This window comes from Fibrobacter sp. HC4, from assembly GCF_023373925.1.
Taxonomy (GTDB): Bacteria; Fibrobacterota; Fibrobacteria; order Fibrobacterales; family Fibrobacteraceae; genus Fibrobacter.
In genome coordinates, this window is sequence record NZ_JALCZV010000023.1 from 48,292 (window position 1) to 67,635 (window position 19,344).

Below are 19,344 nucleotides of genomic sequence, written 5' to 3' on the forward strand. Positions count from 1 at the left end.
AAGTCTACGGCTTGTAGTGCTGTTCCAGATAAGCCAGGGCCTCACCCGTAGTCAAAGGTTTGCTGAAATAGAAACCTTGAATCAGGCGGCATCCCTCTTCCTTCAAGAAGTTCAGCTGTTCTTCGGTTTCGACACCTTCGGCCACCAGGTCCAAACCCAGCGACTTAGAAATACCGATTACCATTCGGGCGAACGTGGCGTCTTCCTCGTTTTCGGTCATATGATCGATAAAGGACTTATCCATCTTCAGCGTATGAATCGGATAGCGCTTTAAGTAAGAGAGGGAGCTGTAACCCGTACCAAAATCGTCAATGGAAATCTGCAACCCCATATTCGACAGGGCGCGCATGATCTCGATGGTCTTTTCGGCCTCGCACATGGCGGTATATTCGGTAATTTCCAGCTTCAGGTTACGGGGATGGAGCTGAGTCTCGATAAGCACTCGCTTGATGTCATCCACCATGTTATCAAGGGCAAACTGTTTAGCCGAGAAGTTAACAGCAACCTGAATGTCCTTGTAGCCCATGTCCACCCACTGCTTAGCCTGCTTGCAGGCCATGCGCAAAATCTGGGCGCCCATAGGAATAATCAAGCCCGTTTCTTCGGCAATGGGAATAAACTCGGCCGGCGAGACAATCCCCTTTTCTTCTTGCTGCCAGCGAACCAGAGCTTCAAAGGCCACCACCTTGTCCTTCGCACCGGTATCTACAATGGGCTGGTACATCAAGATAAATTCGCTATCCTGAATGGCACGGCGGATTTCAAATTCCAGCTTATAGAGCCTCATGGCCTTTTCGCGGATGCGGCCACTAAAGAACTGGATATCGCCGTGGTTAACGCCCTTCTTCATTTCGCGGAGGCTGGCCGTCGCATTGGCAAGAATATCTTCGACGCAATCCACGTCGCGGTTCAGGGCTACCGCCATAGACACGCTGATATAAAGTTCGCGGCCATCGATCTGAATAGGCATCTTTACCGCATTATGAATGCGGCGTACAATTGGCAGAACATCATCATCGCTATCGGTACTGCGGATGCCGTGCAAAATAAGAGCAAACACGTCGGGGCCAATGCGGGCGATGGAATCGTTGCTGCGGCACTGGGCCTTAAGACGTTCCGACATGACACGCAAGACGTTGTCGCCTACGTTAATAGAGAACGACGTATTGATCGCACCAAAACTATCGATATCCAGGAGGGCCACCGCAAAAATATAATTGGGATTCTGGTGGGCCATGTCCACGTCTACCTTGAGCTTTTCCAAGAAGAACTTGCGGTTGTAGACACCCGTCAGAGCGTCCTGGTAGACATAATAATAGTTCTGCTTTTCTGCGGCAAAACGATCCAGTTCCTCGGTCAGGGAACCGATCACACGAATGGGCCTCCCCTCTTCGTTCTTCTGCACATGTCCAGAAATCTGCAGACGGTGCTCCCTGGAAACCGCATTCTGGAGTGAAATCTTGATATTGAAGTTTTCGCAGCGTTCCAGGGCGCCATTCAAGGCTTCGCGGAAATTTTCCCAGTCGTTTTCGACAATACGGGTTCGCATCACGTCGAAGGTATCGTCCACATTGACCATTTCGGCCATGAGCAGCTTAAGAGCCTTCTGGGACCAGTAAACCTTTCCGCTAACCACGTCGAACGTCCAAAAACCGTTGGCAGAAACGTCTACCATCATCTGGAACAGTTCGTCGCGTTCCAGCAAATCTCGCTGAAGATCTCGGGTCGGGTAAGAAGTTATGGTTGGCGGCGGCACGATATTCACATCGTTGCGCATCTTCTTGCGGTTACCCACGATGGGGAACTTATAAGTGAATGCCACCAGGAACAGGAAAAAGACCGACAGCACGTAAGGTACCACCATAAACACGTTATGGATACTGCGTACCAGCTCCGGTATAAACACAGCAAAGAAAATTCCTGCAAAAATCAGCAGGAAACGAACGATCTTCTTTTCATCGAAAAGCCGCATTTAAACCAAATCCCGTTAATCCAAATACCAAAACCATATAACTGAACAAAAAATATAACTTTTCTTTTACAAAAATACATCTGACTTACAAAAAACATTCAACAAAGCCAGAATAAGGCCTCAAACAGGCCCATTATACGCAAAAAATCCGTAGCATTCCCGCTACGGATCTTTTTTTATAGTGCCAGAGGGACTCGAACCCTCGTTGCCGGCGTGAGAGGCCAGTGTCCTAGACCACTAGACGATGGCACCGAAAAATGTTTCTACTTAAGCCTTCGCAAAAGCGGTGCTAAATGTAGTAAACATTTTTGAACTTGTCATCAAAGACCGGATATTAGTCTCTGTAGTACAGGTCCAGGTTGTTCTTGACCGGAGTTGCAGCTTCCAGGTTGTTCACGAATTCGTTGAACAGGCTTGCAGCACCGTAGCTAGAAGCGTTCTGGACGTCGGACTTAACAGCGGACTTCAGAGCTTCTTCTTCAGGAGTCTTCTTGGAGGTGACCTTCAGCATCACGGCACCAATATCGGTTGCCATTGCAGCGGTCCATTCACCTTCCTTGGCGTTCTTGACAGCCTTGGCGAAGTTCACGTTGCCGTAGCCGAAGCCCGGAACGTAACCGTCAACAGAAGCGCTCTTGGTTTCTACGCGGACCTTTTCAATCTTGGTGGTAGAATCGTCGGCGTTGAAGGCCTTGACCTTGTCGGCAACAGAGTTCAGGTAAGCTTCAGCAGCGGAAGCAGCCTTGTTGCGGAGGAGAGTTGCCTTGATGTCGTTGAAGAACAGGTCGAGGCTACGTTCGCCAGCCTTGAGGTCGGCAGTCTTGATAGCGACAGCAACCCACTTGTTGTTCTTCATGACCGGAGAAACCTTGCTGGATTCTTCGGGCAGGATTTCGTTGGGCCATGCGTAGGCAGCCAGACCCTTCAGGTAACCGACACCGTCGATGTTGTCGCCACGAGAAATCCAGTTGGACTTCTGAACCATCAGGTTCTGATCCTTGGCAGCTTCTTCGAAGGACTTGCCTGCATCAACGCTAGCCTTAACCTGAGTAAGAACGTTTTCGAGGCTGTCGATAGTTTCAGAAGAAGCGTTCACGACCAGCAGGATGTGACCGACCTTGACCAGGTCAGCACCGGTAGAGTCCTTGGACTTGCCGTAAGACTTAATGATATGGTAGCCGAAGCGGGTCTTCACCGGTTCAGAGATAGCGCCGGAATCCAGGGCGAAAGCCTTGTCTTCGAATTCCTTGACATAGACACCACGACCAACGTAATCGTCGCTCAGGATGCCGCCCTTTTCTGCAGTACCCGGATCTTCGGAAGAAATGCGAGCCATGTCTTCGAAGGTGGTGGTAGAAGAGGAGTCGGTGAGCTGGTAGTAGAGAGTCATTGCATATTCGCGGATGCGTGCATCGTCACCGGCGGTAGCTTCGACCGGCAGGTAAGCATACTGGAACTGGGCCATGTCCTTCATCACGAAGAAGCTGTCCTTATGTGCATTGAAGTAACCGGCAACCATGACGCTGTCGACAGTGTTTTCGTCAACGGCAAAGTCAGAAGCAGAGGCGACTGCCACCTGCAGTTCGTAGTCAGTCATACGGCGACCGACGGTCCAGTTAGCTTCGAGAGAAGTAGCGTGGAAGGAAGCACCGACCAGAGCCTGCAGTTGGCGAACGGGGATGGTGTTGGTCTTCAGGTCTTCTTCGTACTGAAGCATGACACCCCACTTGAAGGCTTCGGGAGTCTTGAGCCAGGCGTCGTATTCATCCTTGTTGAAGGTAGAATCGGTGAGGAACTTGGGCAGACTTGCGATGTAGGCCTGAGAGCGCTGCATCAAGTCTTCCTGGGAGGTAGCCTGCTGCTGGATAGCATAGAGGCGACGCTGAGCTTCCTGCACCAGACGGCCGCGGACTGCATCCGGATTGCGGGTGAATTCAGATTCCAGTTCGGCGACCGAGGCCTGCAGTTCGGCCTTTTCGAATTCGCCATTCAGGAGAATCTGGCGAACGAAAGAGCGGAAGACTTCGGAACGGAGCTGGTTGTACTGTTCGTCTTCGAGGTGCTGACCCTGATACTGGTTCTGCACGATCATCTTGATACGGGCGTCGAATTCAGCATAGGTGATCTTGCTGTCGTTGACTTCACCAACCGGGTAGCTCTTGCCCTGGTTCGGTACACGGTCCATGGCCAGAAGGCCAACAGCGATACCTGCGGCAAAGATTACAATAATCCACTTGGCTTTTTCATTAATCCACGTTAACATAGAGTAGACTCCATTAAAATTTTGTCGGCGCAAAATGTAGTAAAAAAATCCATTTGGTTTTATTTTGTTGTCATATAATGCCGAAATACGGCTTTTTTTCTATCTATTACACATCCAAAAGTCAATAGATTCTGAACGGAGTTTGAACATGTACGATATTTTGGTCCTCGGTGCCGGCATTTCCGGATTAAGCGCAGCCCTTCATGCTGCAGAAAAAGGTCTCTCTGTAGTCATCCTCACCAAGGGAGCTAAACCGGACGGTTCATCAAACTACGCTCAGGGCGGTATCGCTACCGTTACCAAGAAGACAGACAAGTTCAAGTTCCATATTGACGATACCCTGGAAGCAGGCGCCGGCCTCTGCAAGAAGGAACCGGTAAACATCCTGACCAAGAGTGGCCCAGCCACCATCCAGCAGCTTGTAAAATGGGGCGTCCAGTTTACCCCCAATCCGGTGAACCGAGAAGAGTTCGACCTCCATCTGGAAGGCGGCCACAGCCATCACCGCATCCTCCACGCCGCAGACCTTACCGGAAAGGAAATCATGCGCGCCCTCCTCTGCGAACTTCACAAGCAGAAGAACATCGATTACCTTGAAAACTGCTACATCAAGGACCTGATCTGCCAGGGCGAAGGCAAGGAAAAGCGCTGCATCGGCGCAAAGATCATTCACCAGAAGACAGGCGAAGTCGAAAACATCTACGCCAAGTCCACAGTCCTTTCTACCGGTGGCGCCGGACGTATCTGGCAGTACACCGTATGCCCGCCCGACAGCTGCGGCGACGGCATGGCCATTGCAGCCCGTGCAGGTGCAGCACTGCAGGACATCGAATTCATGCAGTTCCACCCCACCAGTCTTTACGCCCCCAGCCTCAAGAAGCCCTTCCTCATTTCCGAAGCGGTCCGCGGCTTTGGCGGCATCCTCAAGAACGACAAGGGCGAAGAATTCATGAACCAGGTGCATCCGCTCCACTCCCTGGCACCCCGCGATATCGTGGCCCGCGCCATCCACAGCGAAATGCAGCGTCTGGGCAAGCCCCACATGTACATCGACCTGACCGGCCACACCCCCAAGGACATCCGCAGCCACTTCCCCAACATCTATGCCAAGTGCATGGAAGTGGGCGTCGACATGACCAAGGAATGGATCCCCGTCGTTCCCGCAGCACACTACATGTGCGGCGGTGTTCTGGTAGACACCTGGTCCCGTACAGAAATCAAAGGTCTCTATGCATGCGGCGAAGTCGCAGCAACAGGCGTTCACGGAGCAAACCGCCTGGCCTCCAACTCCCTCCTCGAAAGCGTCGTCTACGCCGTTCGCGCCATCGACAACATCGTGGAAAGCGGCCTCCTCAATGAAAAGATCTCCACACCTCGTTCCAACAAGAAGGAAAAGGTTTCTTACACCAAGTCCGCTTTCTGGCGCAAGCGCAAGAAGATCCTTCAGGACATGATGTGGACCCACTGCGGTATCGTACGTACCGTGGCCGGCCTGAACCAGGGCCTCAAGGTCATCGAAGGTCTAGAAAAGGAAGTGGACGCCGCAATCAAGAACAAGGAAACCGAAAACTTCTACTTCCTTGAATTCCTGAACGCCCTCCAGGTCTCCAAGATGATCCTGATCGCAGCTCTGCGCCGTAAGGAATCCCGCGGTCTCCATTACATTCTGGATTACCCCAATCCGAATCCCAAGACCAAGCACCAGAGCATTTACCTAAACGACAAGGAGTAAGGGGTTTGAGGGATGAGATATGAGATTTGGGTATAAGCGGGATTAGTCCGTCTAACTAGAAAATATGACGTATTAATCCTGCAAAAAAATCATAATTCACTCTTCACTGTTCACTATTCACTGTTTTCGGGATTTTAATTGGCAGCAGGCAAGAACGACAAACCTTCTAAGATTGGCGGTTATAGACCGGTACAGGAACTGGGTGCCGGCGCCATGGGCAAACTGTGGCTTTGCCACGACCCTTCCCTAGACCGCATGGTGGTGGTCAAGCAGATGCAAACCACCCAGGAAGACAACCCCGATGCCCTCAAGCGCTTCATGCAAGAGGGTAACATCCTAGCCCACCTGAACCACCCCGCCATTACCAGACCCTACGGCCTCTGGAAAGAAAGCGACGGCAAGCTATCGCTTTCGATGGAATTCGTTCACGGCTACACCCTGCGCAACATCCTGGACAAGTGCAAGCAGCCTCCCCTGTGGGTCGTTATGCTGGTGCTCTACGAAGTGCTGAGCGCCCTGGGCCACGCCCACCGCCAGAACGTAGTCCACCGCGACATCAAGCCCGCCAACATCATGATCGATAACGACGGTCGTGTGCGTCTGCTGGACTTCGGCATCGCCTATACCGACAACAAGCTGGACTTCAACCGATTCTTCAAGGACGAAGAGGAACGCAGCCGCATCACCCAGACCGGCGCGATTCTCGGTACAGTCACCTACATGAGCCCCGAGCAGACTCTTGGCGAAGACGCCTCCCCCGCTTCCGACCTGTTCGCCGTCGGCATCGTGGCCATCGAGATGCTCACCGGCCAGAATATATTCCGCGGGGCGAACTTCAGCGAGACCATCCAGCGCATCCAGAAACTGCGAATCACCCCCAAGGTATTCCCCAAGGAAGTCCCCATGGCCCTTCGCAAGTTCGTGCTGAAGCTGGTAGCCAAGAAGCCCAAGAACCGCCCCCTCACCGCAGCCGATGCCGCCGACCAGCTGGCCGCCATCATGAAGAACTACCCCCGCGACCTCACTCCCTATATGAGCGTCTGGTGTTCCGCCCTCAAGGAATCCAACGGTCCCCTGTCGGGATCCGATTATTCGACCCCGGCACTCTACAAGGATAGCCGCAAGAAAATGTTCCTGCTTGGACTATCAATTGGAGTAGTCATCAGCACCGCTGTGACCGTCCTCATCCATACCGCCCTGTAAAAAATTTTATTTTTGGCCTGAATATGAATACTATCGATATAGTCAGTCTCGTGTTGATGACCATCCTGATGCTCATTGGCCTCTGGCACGGACTCCTGCGTGGTATTTTCAGACTCCTGGCCTGGATTGCCGCCATTACCGACGCCTACTTCATCAACAAGTTCTTTTCCGATACCGTAGCAGGATTCGGCTTTAGCGATTTTTCCGCTTCGATTATCTGTATTTGCATAGGATTCCTGGTTCCCTTCCTCGCCCTGCTCTTTACTGGCCACATGGTCAACCATTACGTATCCGACACAGTCGTTGGAAAGGTGGACCGCATCCTTGGAGCCTTCTTTGGACTGGTGAAGGGCGCCCTGGTCATGTTCGTCATACTGACAATCCTCCATGTAATGCCCTTCGGGGGCTTTGTGCAGGAGACCCGCGACAATTCCGTTTCTTATGCCGCCTACAAGACCGTACTTGCGACTATGGGATACTCAACGGAGCCTGTAGACCTTGTAGGTGCCGCCGAACGAAAGGCCTCTGAAATCACAGAGAAGATGGCCAACAAGGCCTCCGAAAAAGTAGAAGAGGTGGCCAAGGAAACCGTAGAAAAGGCAACCGACGCCGCCAAGGAAGCAGCCAGGGAAGCCGCCGCCAAGGCCGTAAAGGAAGCCTCCGAAAAAATAGCCCCCACTTCAGAAAAGTAGGAGCCAGATCAAAAACCAGAAACGGTTTTACTGAGCAAGTCGCCGGGCTGTCAGCTCGGCTTCTTTCATTATATCCTCTTCGCCATCCACATGACGGTCCCTCATTACGAACTGGCCGTTACATATAACGTGCTTGATTGCGCTATTGTCTGCGGAATACACCCAGTTGCTAACCAGATTGTGGTTGGGGGTTAGACGTTCATTCCTGAGGTCCACCAAAAGGGCGTCAGCCAAAAGACCTTCAACAATGGCTCCGGCCGGAACGCCATAGGCAATGGCCACATTGGAAGAAGCCATTTTCAGAGCATCGGCGGCAGGCAACTTTTCGGCGCTGCTAGAAACCTTGGTCAAGAGAGAAGTCAGCTTCATCTCTTCGTGCATATCCAGGTTGTTGTTGGAGGAAGCACCGTCGGTCCCGACGCCTACCAGCATGCCGCTTTCCAGCATCTTGTGGATCTTGGGGATGCCACTACATAACTTCAAATTGGAACAGGGATTGACAATGGCCGCAGAACAGGATTCCGCCATGAGCGTCATGTCGTTTCCGCTGAGGTGGACGCAATGGGCCGCCACGAAATTTCCGCCAAGGGCGCCGAACTTGTCCATCAGTTCTACCGGCGTGCAGCCGTACTTCTTTTTGCAGTCCTTGACTTCGGTAGCAGTTTCGGCCAGATGGGTATGAAGAATATACTCCTCCTTGCGGGCCACTTCCACACAACGTTTGAAGGTCTTGTCGCTAACGGTATAGATGGCGTGGGGCATTACCGCCAGAGAAACACGGTCAGACTCCATGCGGTGTTCCTGCAGGAACTTGAAGCTGGCCTCGGTCAGTTCGGGCGTCTGGAGCGCATCGGCCACCGTCACGCCAATGGCCGCGCGAATCCCCATTTCCTTGACCGCCTTGATGGTCTCTTCGCGGTGCCAGTACATGTCGGCAAAGAACACCGTACCCGACTTGATCATCTCGAGAATGGCCAGGCGGGATCCCACCCGGATATCCTTGGGAGTAAGCTTCGCCTCGAAGGGCCAGATGTGCTGAGTCAGCCACTGCTGCAGGGGCATATCGTCGGCATAACCGCGAAGGAGGGTCATGGCCGCATGGGTATGGCCGTTATAGAACGGCGGGAGGATCGCCAGGCCGGAGCAGTCCACGATTTCGGCATTGTTGTAATCGGCTGCGGTCAGCGGGCGTTCCACCTTGGCGAACTTCTTGCCCGAAATAAGGATGTCCCTGACGGAGCCGTTAAAATAGACGGACTTCAATACCATTTTACCCATAAATGCCTCATTTTCGCGAAAAAAAGAACTTTTTTGTTCACAGAATATAGCTCTTTTTCGCCTTTTGCAACAAATTTTTAAGAAGAATCTCAACTTTCACTTAATTTATTGTATAATTAAGGTATGGCTATAAATGATCTAGAAACACTTCCTATTTCCCGTTCCGAATTTCAGCGTCTTGACATCTTCAAGAACGTCACCTTTGAAAGTTTGGCAGGATATTTGTTGAGCTGCCATACAGTAAATGTGGAACCGGGAACCCTTCTTATCGACCCTGAACACCCCAAGCGCCGCTTGCTGGTGTTGTTAGACGGAATGATGGAAGTCAAGATGGAAGTCGAAGGCGGCAACTTCAAGGATGTCATCGAACCGGGCCACTGTGCCGGTGAAATGTCCATCTTCGACAGCGTAAAGCCCAGCGCCTACGTATTCGCCAAGGACCCCTGCCGCATTCTGGTGATCGAACCCGAAGTCGCCCTGGCCATGATCAACGCCTCTCACGACTTGTGCCTGAACTTTTTGCATATGCTGAGCCAGCGCCTGCGCAACAACAACCGCGTGGTGTGCGAAGAAGAATACCACATCCGCTGCATCGAAGAAAACGCAAAGGTGGACTCCCTTACGGGCCTCCACAACCGCCGTTGGCTCGAAGAAATGTACACCCGCGAAATCAACCGCAGCAACGCCGGCAATTTCCGCCTGTCTGCCGTCATGATGGACATCGACCATTTCAAGCGGGTAAACGACACTTACGGCCATCTGGCCGGTGACCAGGTCCTGATCGCCGTGGCCGGAGCCATTACCGACAGCCTGCGCCCCTCCGACATGCCCGTACGCTACGGCGGCGAAGAATTCAGCGTGTTCCTGCCGGGAACCTCCACCGAAAACGCCCGCATAATCGCAGAACGCCTGCGCAAGGCCGTCGAAAAGCTGCGCATTCCCCTGCCCGACGGCCAGGTGATTCCCGTAACCATCAGCCTGGGCTTTACGGAACGCCAGGATGGCGACACAGTCCGCTCCATTATCGAACGTGCCGACCAGGCCCTTTATAACGCCAAGCAGAACGGCCGCAACAGAGCCTGCCTGAACCTTGGCGAAGGCGGCATGCTGCTGCTCTAGCCTCTACAACTAACGATCCATTTTTATGACGGTGCCAGGTTTATTATCTGTGTCACCGTCTTTTGTTATGACCCAGACAACATCCATTCCCTTGGCCAGGTCAGGGTCTACCTTTTCGGCAACACCATCAGTCAGAATGACCACCTGCGAAAAGTGCCTTTCCTGGGCATGCACGAAAATAGGTGTAAAGCTAGTCCCACCGCGCCCCTTGAACTCAATCTGGGCAATAGAGCGGCGGTTGAACAGTACCGTTTCATCGGGATCCTGAACCGCGGTGTCAAAACTCCAGAGGTATACGCCGGTATAGTTGGCAATACGCTCGATTTCCACAATGAATCGCGACAAGTCCTGGGTGCCCACGCTGCCCGAGGTATCGGCATACACCGCCACCGGTTCGACACACTTCGTGGTATACCCCAGAAAGGGTTTGCCGTAATGTTTATTCCAGCGCCTGCGGGACTGTTCCTTCTGGTAACTCAGGAAGGGCCCCAGCTTGAGCCTCAGAATATCACCCCAGTTCAAGGGCTGCTCCTGGGCCTTCATCACCATCTCGATACCAGTGCCATCGAGATGCCCCCAGCCGTGGTTTCGCCCGATGTTCTCCACCACGTTGCGCACATAGTCGTCGATATAGGCATCTTCCTCGAAACCTTCCCCATGCTGGTTGTCCAAGCGCCACCTTGTGATTTCGCCCAGGGGGCAATTCTCGTCGATTTCGCCATCCCCACCCACAAACTGGACGGTAACATCGGGGAAATCCTGATCTAGCAGAGTCAAGTACTGCTCGAAACTCAGGCAGTTCTTATAGCCAAACATCATGGGCAAAAGGCTCATGACATCGCCCTTTCTGCAGTTGCCCACATCCTCCTTGAAACGGGGAATCTTGATACCCGTCTCTTCATAAATCAGGCTGTTAATGGCCAGATCCATGGCCACGTTCTCTTTGTAGGCACGGCGACGGTCACTGGAACTGCGGTGGGTGCAGTGGTGCAGCAGCACATGCATCATCTCGTGGATCAAGACATAGGTGCGCTCCCCCTCTTCCAGCGAAACAAAGAACTGGGGATTGTACCGAAGGCTTATGCGGCCATTCTTGACGCACACCCCCATGGTTTCTACAGAATCCGTAGCCACCGTATTCATACCCACCAGCAAGTTGAAGCTGAACGGGCTGTACACAAGGAGACGGCATATGGTCCCCTGAAAACTCTTTTCAAAATCCGTCACGACACCCCCTAAGCCGCAATAATGATATCGTCTCGGTCCAGGTCAGACACCGAAATATTGTTCATCTTGGTAAAGTTCAAGACCCAGGCGTCATAGGCAGAAGCTCCGCCGTTCTTGCCCTCCTTATTCATCAGGGCGGCGTTATAAATCTTGTAGCGCCTGGGAGTCTTGCGCCAGGCCAGGAACTGGTCCTTCTTCTCCTTCATCCAGCCCTTTACAAAGGCTACAATGGCCTCGTTGGGGCAGCATTCCAGGAACGCCAGGATGTTTTTCTCGTGCTTTTCGTTAAGTCTGGTAGACTTTACCAGTTCCAGCAAGGAATGGCAGGTCGGAACAGCCAACTTGATGTTATTCTTGAAGGCCTCCCTGACAACCTTAACCATGACCTTGTCCATGGACTGCAGGATCTTCTTGACGTCAATCTCGTGAACGCGATCCACCTCGCAGAATTCCGCAAACTTCATGGCATAGCTGAAACCCACATAGGCCGACGCAATCTCCGTCAAGAAGTTGACGTTACCCGTGGTAATGTCATCATTATTATTGCTGAAATTCATCAGACATTCCCCCAGGTGGGTCCAGTCGCGGGGCGAAGGCCCCTTCTTACCCTGAATGGCAAGCTCCTCGATGGTCTTGGTGGGGAGAACGATGAACTCCGGATACTTTCTCAAGAAATCGGGAACGGCCTCGTGAATCTGGCCGGCCTCCACGCGGCGGCTGAAATCCTCGAGGTACTCCTTGTCGGTGGACGCAAAAGTGAAGTTCTTGATTCGGCTTTCCTGGGCCGGGTCGCGACGGGTGCCGTTATAAATCGTGGCGTTGTCGTTGTCGGCACAAACCACGTAAGTGTTCTCCTTGAGAACCACCCCGAACAGGCGGTGCTCCAGGAGCAGTTCCATAATACCGTCCTGGATAACCGCATTGCCGCGCTTACATTCGTCCAGGAACAGAATATAAATATCGTCGTACTGGGTCAGACGGCTGTAATGCATGCCGTTTTCTTCGTACAGCTGGGCCATCTTGTCGTCGTAGGCCTTGCAAGTGGGAATCCAGCTGGGCGGGCAGCTATAAGTTCGACCGCCGAATTCCTGGAAGTTACCGATCAGGTCGGCCGGATCCATAATAGACACGCAGCGGCTAATCACATGCACCCGATCCAGGGGCAAGCCGTGCTTCTTGGCGATAATCTCGCGGACAGTGTTGTGAACGTAGCTGGTCTTGCCGATACCATGGTTACCCATGAGCCCCAGAGTGTGAGACGGCAGAAGACCATTTTCAATGAAACGATTAATCGAATTGATATCCATATTTTTACACCTCACCTATATTATCGTTTGATCGCCTCAAATTGTATAATCAAAAAAAATGACCCGCCATCTAATGGCAGGTCAAGTTTTATTCGTCAGAACCTTACGAAACGGAACCGCATCTATTCCTTATATTCAAGGAAGTTGAAGCCAAGCTTAATCTTGTGATGACGGGGATGACCTTCACCATTGATATCTTCGTAAAGAAGAATCTTGACCTTGACGGTCTGTTCCTGGGTAGCCGTGTAGCTCAACAGTTCATAAGGAGTTGCGCCGTTATTGGAGGCACTGGCAAGAGTCTTGCCCGAGTTGTCAACCAGGAACAGGTCGAAGTCCTGGGGAACGCGGTTATACGTTGCAATATCGTCACCAGAAGAGAGCCAAGAAATGGCGGCACGATACTTATATCCCGGCTTTACAGTAAAGGGGATGAACAGTTCGTACTGATTCTTGCCGCTAACCTTTGTGAACATCCTATTGATATCGCCATACCAGTAGTTAGACTTATTGATGTAATGTTCATAACCAGGTTCGTTAATGTATTCAGAGCCCATGAGAGCCGGATAGTAAGGAATGCCTACGGCACCGCTCTTGTTTTCATCGTTGATTTTCAGGATGCTGGAAGTCAGGAGTCGAGCCTTGGCCATTTCGGGATGGTAACGCATGAAAGGCTGTCTCCTAATGAGATTGGCCATCATGTTGGCGGTATAAGCCGTAGCACCCATAGTTCCATCCATAACCTCGTACTTGGTGTAGACGGAATCACCCTTGGAGTAGGTCTTGACATCGGTCTTGCGCTTGGACTTATCGAAGAAGCTAAAGTCCGTGTAGTTCGCAATTTCGGGCTTCTGGCCCCTTACGGTCTTGCCAGCGTTGGTGTACGGGGCGTTGGCCCAGGCCGAGAAGAAACCCATGGCATTCTTGGTATCTACAGAACCGACGGTGATTGCGTTGGCGGCATAAGCCTTGGCATTCATCAGGCCCTTTCTATTGTTCTTGTAGTTACCGGCACCCACGATTTCAAGCATGTGGTTTTCGTAGATGTAATTATCCAGCTCCCGGGTCTCTTCGGTATACTTATCGGTGGGAGTATCTTCGGCAGCATGAACACCCATGTAAATCTGGGGGTCACGGCTAGACGGATTTTCGGGATACGGGCTCTTTTCGCACTTGGAGTTGTGAATAAAAGTGTAAGCCCCCTTATCCTGACCCGGCATAGCGTAATTCAGGAGAGTGGCGTTGTATTCGTCATTCGGGGTGGGTACATGAGCCTGGCAAGTGATATTATCCAAAACACTGCCTTCCAGCAAGAAGAACTTCGAGGGAGTCTGATCCTTCAACCAGGCCGGGTAAGCCTTGGTATCTACATAGATGCCGACATAATCGTCACTAAAGTTATAATAGTTGTATTTCAGATTCTCGTAAGGGAAGGCCTTTCCGCTCTGGCTGTACGGCACTTCATCGAAGTTCTTGAACTGCAAGTAAACATAGTCATTGTAGGAAGAAGAAATCCCCACAATCGTAAGCTTGTCGGAATTGGTCTTGGAGAAACTGACATCGTAGCCCGTAGCCGTCTTTGCACCATTAACCGTATAGGGGGTAGTGGAGAAATTGTATATGACGGGAGTTTGATCGTACTGGCTCCACCCGAAATAATACCTGGCGTTAGGAGTATGATAAAGGGAGTAGCAATTGGTATTGTAGTAGGTCTGGTACGTGATGAAATTCTTCGTAGGGAGACCATCAGATCCACGATCATGATTGTAAATACCTTCGTCGAATTCGGCTCGGTACGCAGTCTTAACAGCTACAGATGCAGCCTGCAGGTTGTCGCCACCAAGGCCATTTTTCTTGATAGCCATGTGGTCTGCATCCTTGTAGACCATGGGTGAATTCATCTTGCTAGCCTTACGGCCAAGAAGGTCATAATTAGTCGCTGCACCTGCAGTTACGCAGGCCAGCGCCGTCGTCATGACGCACAGTGTCTTTTTTTTCATCTTTTCCTCTTCATTTTCCCTACGCAACAGTTTTACGACCGTTAATACGATCGTTGGTGAAATATAAAATAGTTTGTCATAAATTTCGGTAAAATTTTGTACGAGCAAAAAATCTGCAATACAGATGCAGTTAATTTGTCATACATGTACAGCAAAATGCTTGTAAATGATTTTTAATGCGACTCAAGAAATCAAACCCATTCTTTTGGTAGAATGGAATCGCAGCCAAATACGCATCTACAGTAAGGAATCTACAATGATTTAGCAAATGGAGCCGACTGATTTAAAATGAAGTCATTCAAATCAGCATCGCCACAATCAAATGCTTTAAGAGTTTCCGAAGATTTAAGTTTTAGAAATTTAGGGACAATCACACCTGTCTGAAACAAGGATCAACACCTCCATTTGCTTCTTCGCGGGCGCGTTTTTCACGCATTCCCTCCTCATACGCTTTACACATGATTTCGTAATTCCGTAAGCGTCTAGCGCGAGCTTCTGGAGACTCGGTGCGTTTTTCCTGCATACGGGCTAAGAAACGGCGAGCATCCTCACCGAACAAGATCGGGGTTTCTCGTATTTCACGAGCCATAAGTACCTCTTTTTCTAAAAGCAAATCTAGAATCACTAACCCTGCCGCGTCAAGGGATACAAATTAGGGTTGATCATTTTGCAAACAGTTGTTTGCACGATTTCATATTCTGTCAACACAGCTAAAAACGAAAAGCTGATGGTTCTTGACCACCAGCTCATAATCATTTCCGTAAGATAGCATTCTTTTGATTATAGAGATGTTCCAGCATCGTTGTTGGCAGGGGTATTCCCTGGCTTACATAATGAGCAGGTCGTGTTCCTGCCAGCTATCCAACAACATCAACCAGATGGTTAATGAGCCCTGCCGCGAATGCACGTACGGACTTTTGCAAGTCTATATCGACTGTCGCAAGGATTAATGAATTACGGAATTAAATATAACTTACAATTTTGACAGTTTTGTGTCAATCACCACCCTATTTTTATACCATACAAAATGATCAAATTTTCGTTTTCTAAACTCTATCGTAATTTTTAATTCATTCAATTTCCGAGTTATAAAATCGTTATATTCTATATAATCAAATCCGTCTTGCCACTTTTGAATTGTATTCTTCTTTATCTCCGGAAAATACCGAGGCAAGTAATCTTTAAGAATCGTATCTAAAATTGAATAATCGTCTCGCCCGTACAAATTGCAATTGTGATAACAGCAATACTTTGAAGCAAATGAAAATAGATTTACCTTTCCATTGCAACGAGCAATTTCATTCACAATTTCAGGATCGCCAGCCTTTAATCTTTTATCAACATGTTCAATCTTTGAAATAATCTCGGCCAACTCAACCATACTGATTTTACTTTTGTGCTGAGAAAGATGCGTTGAATTCGTTATATCAATCAAGCCAATTTTCATGGCTACAATTTCAGGATCTGTATTTAAAGGGAACCTTTTCAAGCACCTCGTTATCAGATCATTTTCAGGACCATAATTGTCTGATTGTAAAACAGCTCTATGTTCAGTTTCAAGAGTTTCATTGGATATAATATCTCCAGAAACATCTCGATACTTTGGTTTGGCAACATCCTTGTCTTTCAAGCTCATAATCAACGAAATCAACCAAGTAAAACAACTAAGAAGAAACAATCCAGAAGCATTGTCCTGACCAGAACATTCCGCTGCTCGTCCATGCGGACAACGGGAAGCCAATGCGGAGCAAGGATCTAAAGTCGCGTTCCCCGGCCCTTCGGGCTTCCATCCCTAACGCAACCTCCTGTAAGTTTACATTGCGACGGGCTATCCCATTATAGAGTTTTTCTTGACCGTTTGTTCAAAATCAATATCGCTTAAAACGGAGAAATCGTAGTTCATACAATTACCTGTTCTCTAATTCCTGCAACCAGGCAATTTGTCAATAAAGTTTTTACCCTGCTCAAGTTTTTTTTGAAGTCTTTTTCTCGATCGTCTTGATAGAATCCAAGAAAGCCTTTTCTACAGACGAGAGCGTCTTTTGCTGGTATTTGCGATATTCACCGGTAGCCTTTTCGACCGCCTGTTCATGGGAAATAGAGCCATTGCCTTTAAGCAAATGTTCGCCACCAGCCGTCAGGATTTGATCCAAATGCTTTGACCAGTCCGCCATAGTCATCGGTTCATGGCGTTCGGCCTTGCGCTCTGCGAAGTCCAGATAACCTGAAACGATTTGCCCCATGGCTCGCAATTCCCTTTCATCCAGATAATTTTTGGCAATCAACGCCTCTTGAAGAGTCGGCTTATCCCCAGAAAAAGTCGTAAGTCCCATAAAAACCTTTTCGGCATCTGCGCGGCTATAGATGACCTCCGCCGCAGTCTGCCCGTGCACGGCAAAATGCATCTTGTTCTGCACCTTCTTGAAGAACAGAACCGATGTATCCGCCTTGGGGTCATAGTCAATACTCGTCGCGTAAATGTCGAGAACCTGTCGGTAGAACACCTTCTCGCTGGCACGGATGTCGCGAATCCGCGCCAGAAGTTCTTGCCAGTAGCTGCCTCCGCCAAGATTTTTCAGGCGTTCATCGTCCATCGTAAAGCCCTTGACAATATACTCCTTGAGGCGTTTCGTGGCCCACTGCCTGAACTGGGTGCCTCGCAGGGACTTTACGCGGTAACCGACAGAAATAATGACGTCAAGGTTGTAAAAATTGGTCATTTTCGTCAAATTATGCGTAAATTCGGAATTTCCGAATTTTCTCATCACCTGCGATTCAACCAGTTCACCTTCCTGGAAAATGTTCTTTATATGCTCGTTTATGGTCGATTTAGACTTGCTAAACAGCACGGACATCTGGTCCTGCGTAAGCCAGGCCGTCTCGCCCTCGAAACGGACCTCCACATTGATGGACTCGTCATTGGTCCTGAAAATTACAATCTCTTCGTTCATATCGTTCCAAAAGCCTATACATTTGTTCACTATCAAATGTACACAAACGCAGGACGGTTGTCAATACCCCCGCGCATTTTTTGAAAAATATTTCGCGGGGGCGCGCCGGCGACCCCGCGGGCATCTTGCGCCCCGCATCCAGCAACAGCCCTACCTCAACGGATTCTTGTCACTCTTGTACCACTTCATGAATTCGGCGATGCCGTCGTGAAGGCTCCAGTAGGGCTTGTAGCCGCATTCCGCCTCGAGTTTCGCGGTGTCGGCGTTCGTCTGGTAAACATCGCCCGGCTGCATCAGCAGGAATTCCTTCTTTGCGGGCACGCCGTTCGGGCATTCCGCAGCGACAGGCATATGGTCGAGCGCATGCACGCAGCCTTCCGCGATGTCGTCGATGTAGGTGAAGTCGCGAATCATGTCACCGTTGTTGAACACCTTGATGGGCTCGCCCTTCGAAATGGCGCGGGCAAAAAGCATCGGGTCATGTCGGGGCGTTCCCCGGCCAAGGCCGGGGCCGGGCTCTCGTGGCACAAAATTGCGGCATCACGCCGTAATTTTTCCGCCTAGAGGGCCGAGCGCGGGACACCAGCGGCCCTCCCGGCCCTTCGGGCTTCGATCCCTAACGCAGATGCAGGAGACAAAACACTACCCAACATTAATTTTAAGCAATCCATTTAAATCAGCCGACTTGCAAGATTGAGCAATATCAGACAAATCACCAACTTCAAGAGTTACATGCTCAACAACAACGTCCCTTTTTCGCAACAAGAAGCGAAACTCTCTTTGATACGAGAACTCTCTTCTTTTTCGGAACGCATTTTTGGGGTATTCTTCCAAAACGTTATCCTTGGCGAAATCGTAATAATTCACGGTTTTTTTGGTAAGGCAATAACCCTCTTTCAGGGCTGCCTTTTCCAATCTTTCAACAAATAATTCCATACGCGGAATCGCAACCGCATGTTCGCCATAATTAATCATTTTTTCTGAAAACAATACATTCCGTTTCAAATCATCCAAAGAAGCGTACTGCTTTTGCGAATCAAATCTAATCGTCGAAAAGCACATTATATAGCTTTTCAAAACATCATCATTACAACAAATTGACACAGGACCAGCTAGATCTTTCAATTCCTGCTGACCAAAGAAAACTTTTATTGAATTAGGCTGAAATATTTTGCAACATTCATAAGGATCATTTTGTTTAAAACTATCAGACGCTACCGCTCTCCGAAAATAGGCTCTTCATCAACATGTGTGGGTGGCTTCGCCACCCTTTTTTGTTGACTTTCGCCTAAATTAAACAAAAAATGGGCTATTTTCTAAAATTTAATCGCCAAAAAAAACAGAAGAAAAAGCCCATGTCAAAATTATACAAATCCATCTTCAATGTCAACGGCTGTTCAGTCGTCAAGCAGGAACAAACCGATACCACGGTCACCATCACGGTAAGACTCACCAAGGGCAACGCCAGCAGGTGCGGCTGTTGCGGGCGAAAAGGGAAACTCTACGACAACGGCCGGGAACAGAGGGTATGGCGGACGCTCGATCTCGGCACGAAAATGGGCTTCATCAAGATGGACACCTACAGGGTGAAGTGCAGGAAGTG

At 50.1% G+C, this 19,344-nt stretch carries 16 protein-coding genes, 1 tRNA gene and 1 pseudogene; 5 read left to right on the forward strand and 13 right to left on the reverse strand.

Features of this window, described 5'->3' with window-relative positions:
- Positions 1-4: 4 nt before the first annotated feature.
- The 3 genes from MMG03_RS13545 to MMG03_RS13555 form a co-directional block, all read right to left on the reverse strand.
- The gene (locus MMG03_RS13545) at positions 5-1,972 is read right to left on the reverse strand and encodes a bifunctional diguanylate cyclase/phosphodiesterase (protein ID WP_073161298.1); all 1,968 of its coding nucleotides are present in this window, start codon (positions 1,970-1,972) and stop codon (positions 5-7) included.
- Positions 1,973-2,151: 179 nt separating this feature from the next.
- Positions 2,152-2,224, reverse strand: a tRNA-Glu gene (locus MMG03_RS13550).
- Between the two features lie 82 nt (positions 2,225-2,306).
- Positions 2,307-4,235, reverse strand: a complete 1,929-nt coding sequence (locus tag MMG03_RS13555; RefSeq protein ID WP_249506512.1) for a peptidylprolyl isomerase — start codon at positions 4,233-4,235, stop codon at positions 2,307-2,309.
- Between the two features lie 148 nt (positions 4,236-4,383).
- Here MMG03_RS13555 and nadB point away from each other — a divergent pair, with 148 nt between their 5' ends.
- From nadB to MMG03_RS13570, 3 genes are all read left to right on the forward strand, one after another.
- Positions 4,384-5,967 carry an L-aspartate oxidase gene (nadB, locus tag MMG03_RS13560; RefSeq protein ID WP_073236396.1) on the forward strand — a complete coding sequence of 528 codons (1,584 nt, stop codon included), beginning with the start codon at positions 4,384-4,386 and terminating at the stop codon, positions 5,965-5,967.
- A 138-nt stretch (positions 5,968-6,105) separates the two neighbouring features.
- On the forward strand, positions 6,106-7,170 hold the full coding sequence (locus MMG03_RS13565) for a serine/threonine-protein kinase (protein WP_073285844.1): 1,065 nt from the start codon (positions 6,106-6,108) through the stop codon (positions 7,168-7,170).
- Positions 7,171-7,193: 23 nt separating this feature from the next.
- On the forward strand, positions 7,194-7,862 hold the full coding sequence (locus tag MMG03_RS13570) for a CvpA family protein (RefSeq protein WP_073285847.1): 669 nt from the start codon (positions 7,194-7,196) through the stop codon (positions 7,860-7,862).
- A 27-nt stretch (positions 7,863-7,889) separates the two neighbouring features.
- Here the strand turns inward: MMG03_RS13570 and MMG03_RS13575 are convergent, their stop codons facing one another.
- Complete coding sequence (locus MMG03_RS13575; protein ID WP_073236403.1) at positions 7,890-9,140, reverse strand: amidohydrolase; 1,251 nt, start codon at positions 9,138-9,140, stop codon at positions 7,890-7,892.
- Positions 9,141-9,263: 123 nt separating this feature from the next.
- Between MMG03_RS13575 and MMG03_RS13580 the strand changes: the two genes are divergently transcribed.
- Complete coding sequence (locus MMG03_RS13580; RefSeq protein ID WP_073161292.1) at positions 9,264-10,259, forward strand: GGDEF domain-containing protein; 996 nt, start codon at positions 9,264-9,266, stop codon at positions 10,257-10,259.
- A gap of 9 nt (positions 10,260-10,268) precedes the next feature.
- Here MMG03_RS13580 and MMG03_RS16180 read toward each other — a convergent pair whose 3' ends face one another.
- The 9 genes and pseudogenes from MMG03_RS16180 to MMG03_RS13620 form a co-directional block, all read right to left on the reverse strand.
- Positions 10,269-11,486, reverse strand: coding sequence for a VWA-like domain-containing protein (locus MMG03_RS16180; protein ID WP_249506513.1), 1,218 nt, complete (start codon positions 11,484-11,486; stop codon positions 10,269-10,271).
- Between the two features lie 8 nt (positions 11,487-11,494).
- Positions 11,495-12,793 (reverse strand): hypothetical protein, encoded by a 1,299-nt coding sequence (locus tag MMG03_RS13590; protein WP_249506514.1) that lies wholly within the window; start codon positions 12,791-12,793, stop codon positions 11,495-11,497.
- 122 nt (positions 12,794-12,915) lie between these two features.
- Entirely contained in the window at positions 12,916-14,790 is a 1,875-nt protein-coding gene (locus MMG03_RS13595) for a S8 family serine peptidase (protein WP_249506515.1), read from the reverse strand.
- A 370-nt stretch (positions 14,791-15,160) separates the two neighbouring features.
- A complete protein-coding gene (locus MMG03_RS13600; RefSeq protein ID WP_073161277.1) occupies positions 15,161-15,379 on the reverse strand; it encodes a hypothetical protein in 219 nt (72 codons plus the stop codon).
- 384 nt (positions 15,380-15,763) lie between these two features.
- Positions 15,764-16,426 (reverse strand): hypothetical protein, encoded by a 663-nt coding sequence (locus tag MMG03_RS13605; RefSeq protein WP_249506516.1) that lies wholly within the window; start codon positions 16,424-16,426, stop codon positions 15,764-15,766.
- Positions 16,427-16,454: 28 nt separating this feature from the next.
- Entirely contained in the window at positions 16,455-16,580 is a 126-nt protein-coding gene (locus MMG03_RS15925) for a hypothetical protein (RefSeq protein WP_263859331.1), read from the reverse strand.
- 174 nt (positions 16,581-16,754) lie between these two features.
- Complete coding sequence (locus MMG03_RS13610; RefSeq protein ID WP_249506517.1) at positions 16,755-17,741, reverse strand: virulence RhuM family protein; 987 nt, start codon at positions 17,739-17,741, stop codon at positions 16,755-16,757.
- A 150-nt stretch (positions 17,742-17,891) separates the two neighbouring features.
- A pseudogene (locus MMG03_RS13615) lies at positions 17,892-18,236 on the reverse strand (NAD-dependent epimerase/dehydratase family protein); the annotation flags it as partial.
- Between the two features lie 147 nt (positions 18,237-18,383).
- A complete protein-coding gene (locus MMG03_RS13620; RefSeq protein ID WP_249506519.1) occupies positions 18,384-18,866 on the reverse strand; it encodes a hypothetical protein in 483 nt (160 codons plus the stop codon).
- Positions 18,867-19,096: 230 nt separating this feature from the next.
- On the opposite strand from MMG03_RS13620, the gene MMG03_RS13625 reads away from it, so the two are divergent.
- Positions 19,097-19,344: transposase family protein (locus MMG03_RS13625; protein ID WP_249505554.1), on the forward strand; the 248-nt coding region annotated here is incomplete at its 3' end.

Excerpts from the sequence above, each read along its gene's own strand:
- MMG03_RS13580 (WP_073161292.1), top strand. The coding sequence starts at position 9,264 with ATGGCTATAAATGATCTAGAAACACTTCCTATTTCCCGTTCCGAATTT.
- MMG03_RS15925 (WP_263859331.1), bottom strand. The coding sequence starts at position 16,580 with ATGGAAGCCCGAAGGGCCGGGGAACGCGACTTTAGATCCTTGCTCCGC.
- MMG03_RS13555 (WP_249506512.1), bottom strand. The coding sequence starts at position 4,235 with ATGTTAACGTGGATTAATGAAAAAGCCAAGTGGATTATTGTAATCTTT.
- MMG03_RS13575 (WP_073236403.1), bottom strand. The coding sequence starts at position 9,140 with ATGGGTAAAATGGTATTGAAGTCCGTCTATTTTAACGGCTCCGTCAGG.
- MMG03_RS13590 (WP_249506514.1), bottom strand. The coding sequence starts at position 12,793 with ATGGATATCAATTCGATTAATCGTTTCATTGAAAATGGTCTTCTGCCG.
- MMG03_RS13600 (WP_073161277.1), bottom strand. The coding sequence starts at position 15,379 with ATGGCTCGTGAAATACGAGAAACCCCGATCTTGTTCGGTGAGGATGCT.
- MMG03_RS13595 (WP_249506515.1), bottom strand. The coding sequence starts at position 14,790 with ATGAAAAAAAAGACACTGTGCGTCATGACGACGGCGCTGGCCTGCGTA.
- nadB (WP_073236396.1), top strand. The coding sequence starts at position 4,384 with ATGTACGATATTTTGGTCCTCGGTGCCGGCATTTCCGGATTAAGCGCA.
- MMG03_RS13605 (WP_249506516.1), bottom strand. The coding sequence starts at position 16,426 with ATGAGCTTGAAAGACAAGGATGTTGCCAAACCAAAGTATCGAGATGTT.
- MMG03_RS13610 (WP_249506517.1), bottom strand. The coding sequence starts at position 17,741 with ATGAACGAAGAGATTGTAATTTTCAGGACCAATGACGAGTCCATCAAT.
- MMG03_RS13570 (WP_073285847.1), top strand. The coding sequence starts at position 7,194 with ATGAATACTATCGATATAGTCAGTCTCGTGTTGATGACCATCCTGATG.
- MMG03_RS13545 (WP_073161298.1), bottom strand. The coding sequence starts at position 1,972 with ATGCGGCTTTTCGATGAAAAGAAGATCGTTCGTTTCCTGCTGATTTTT.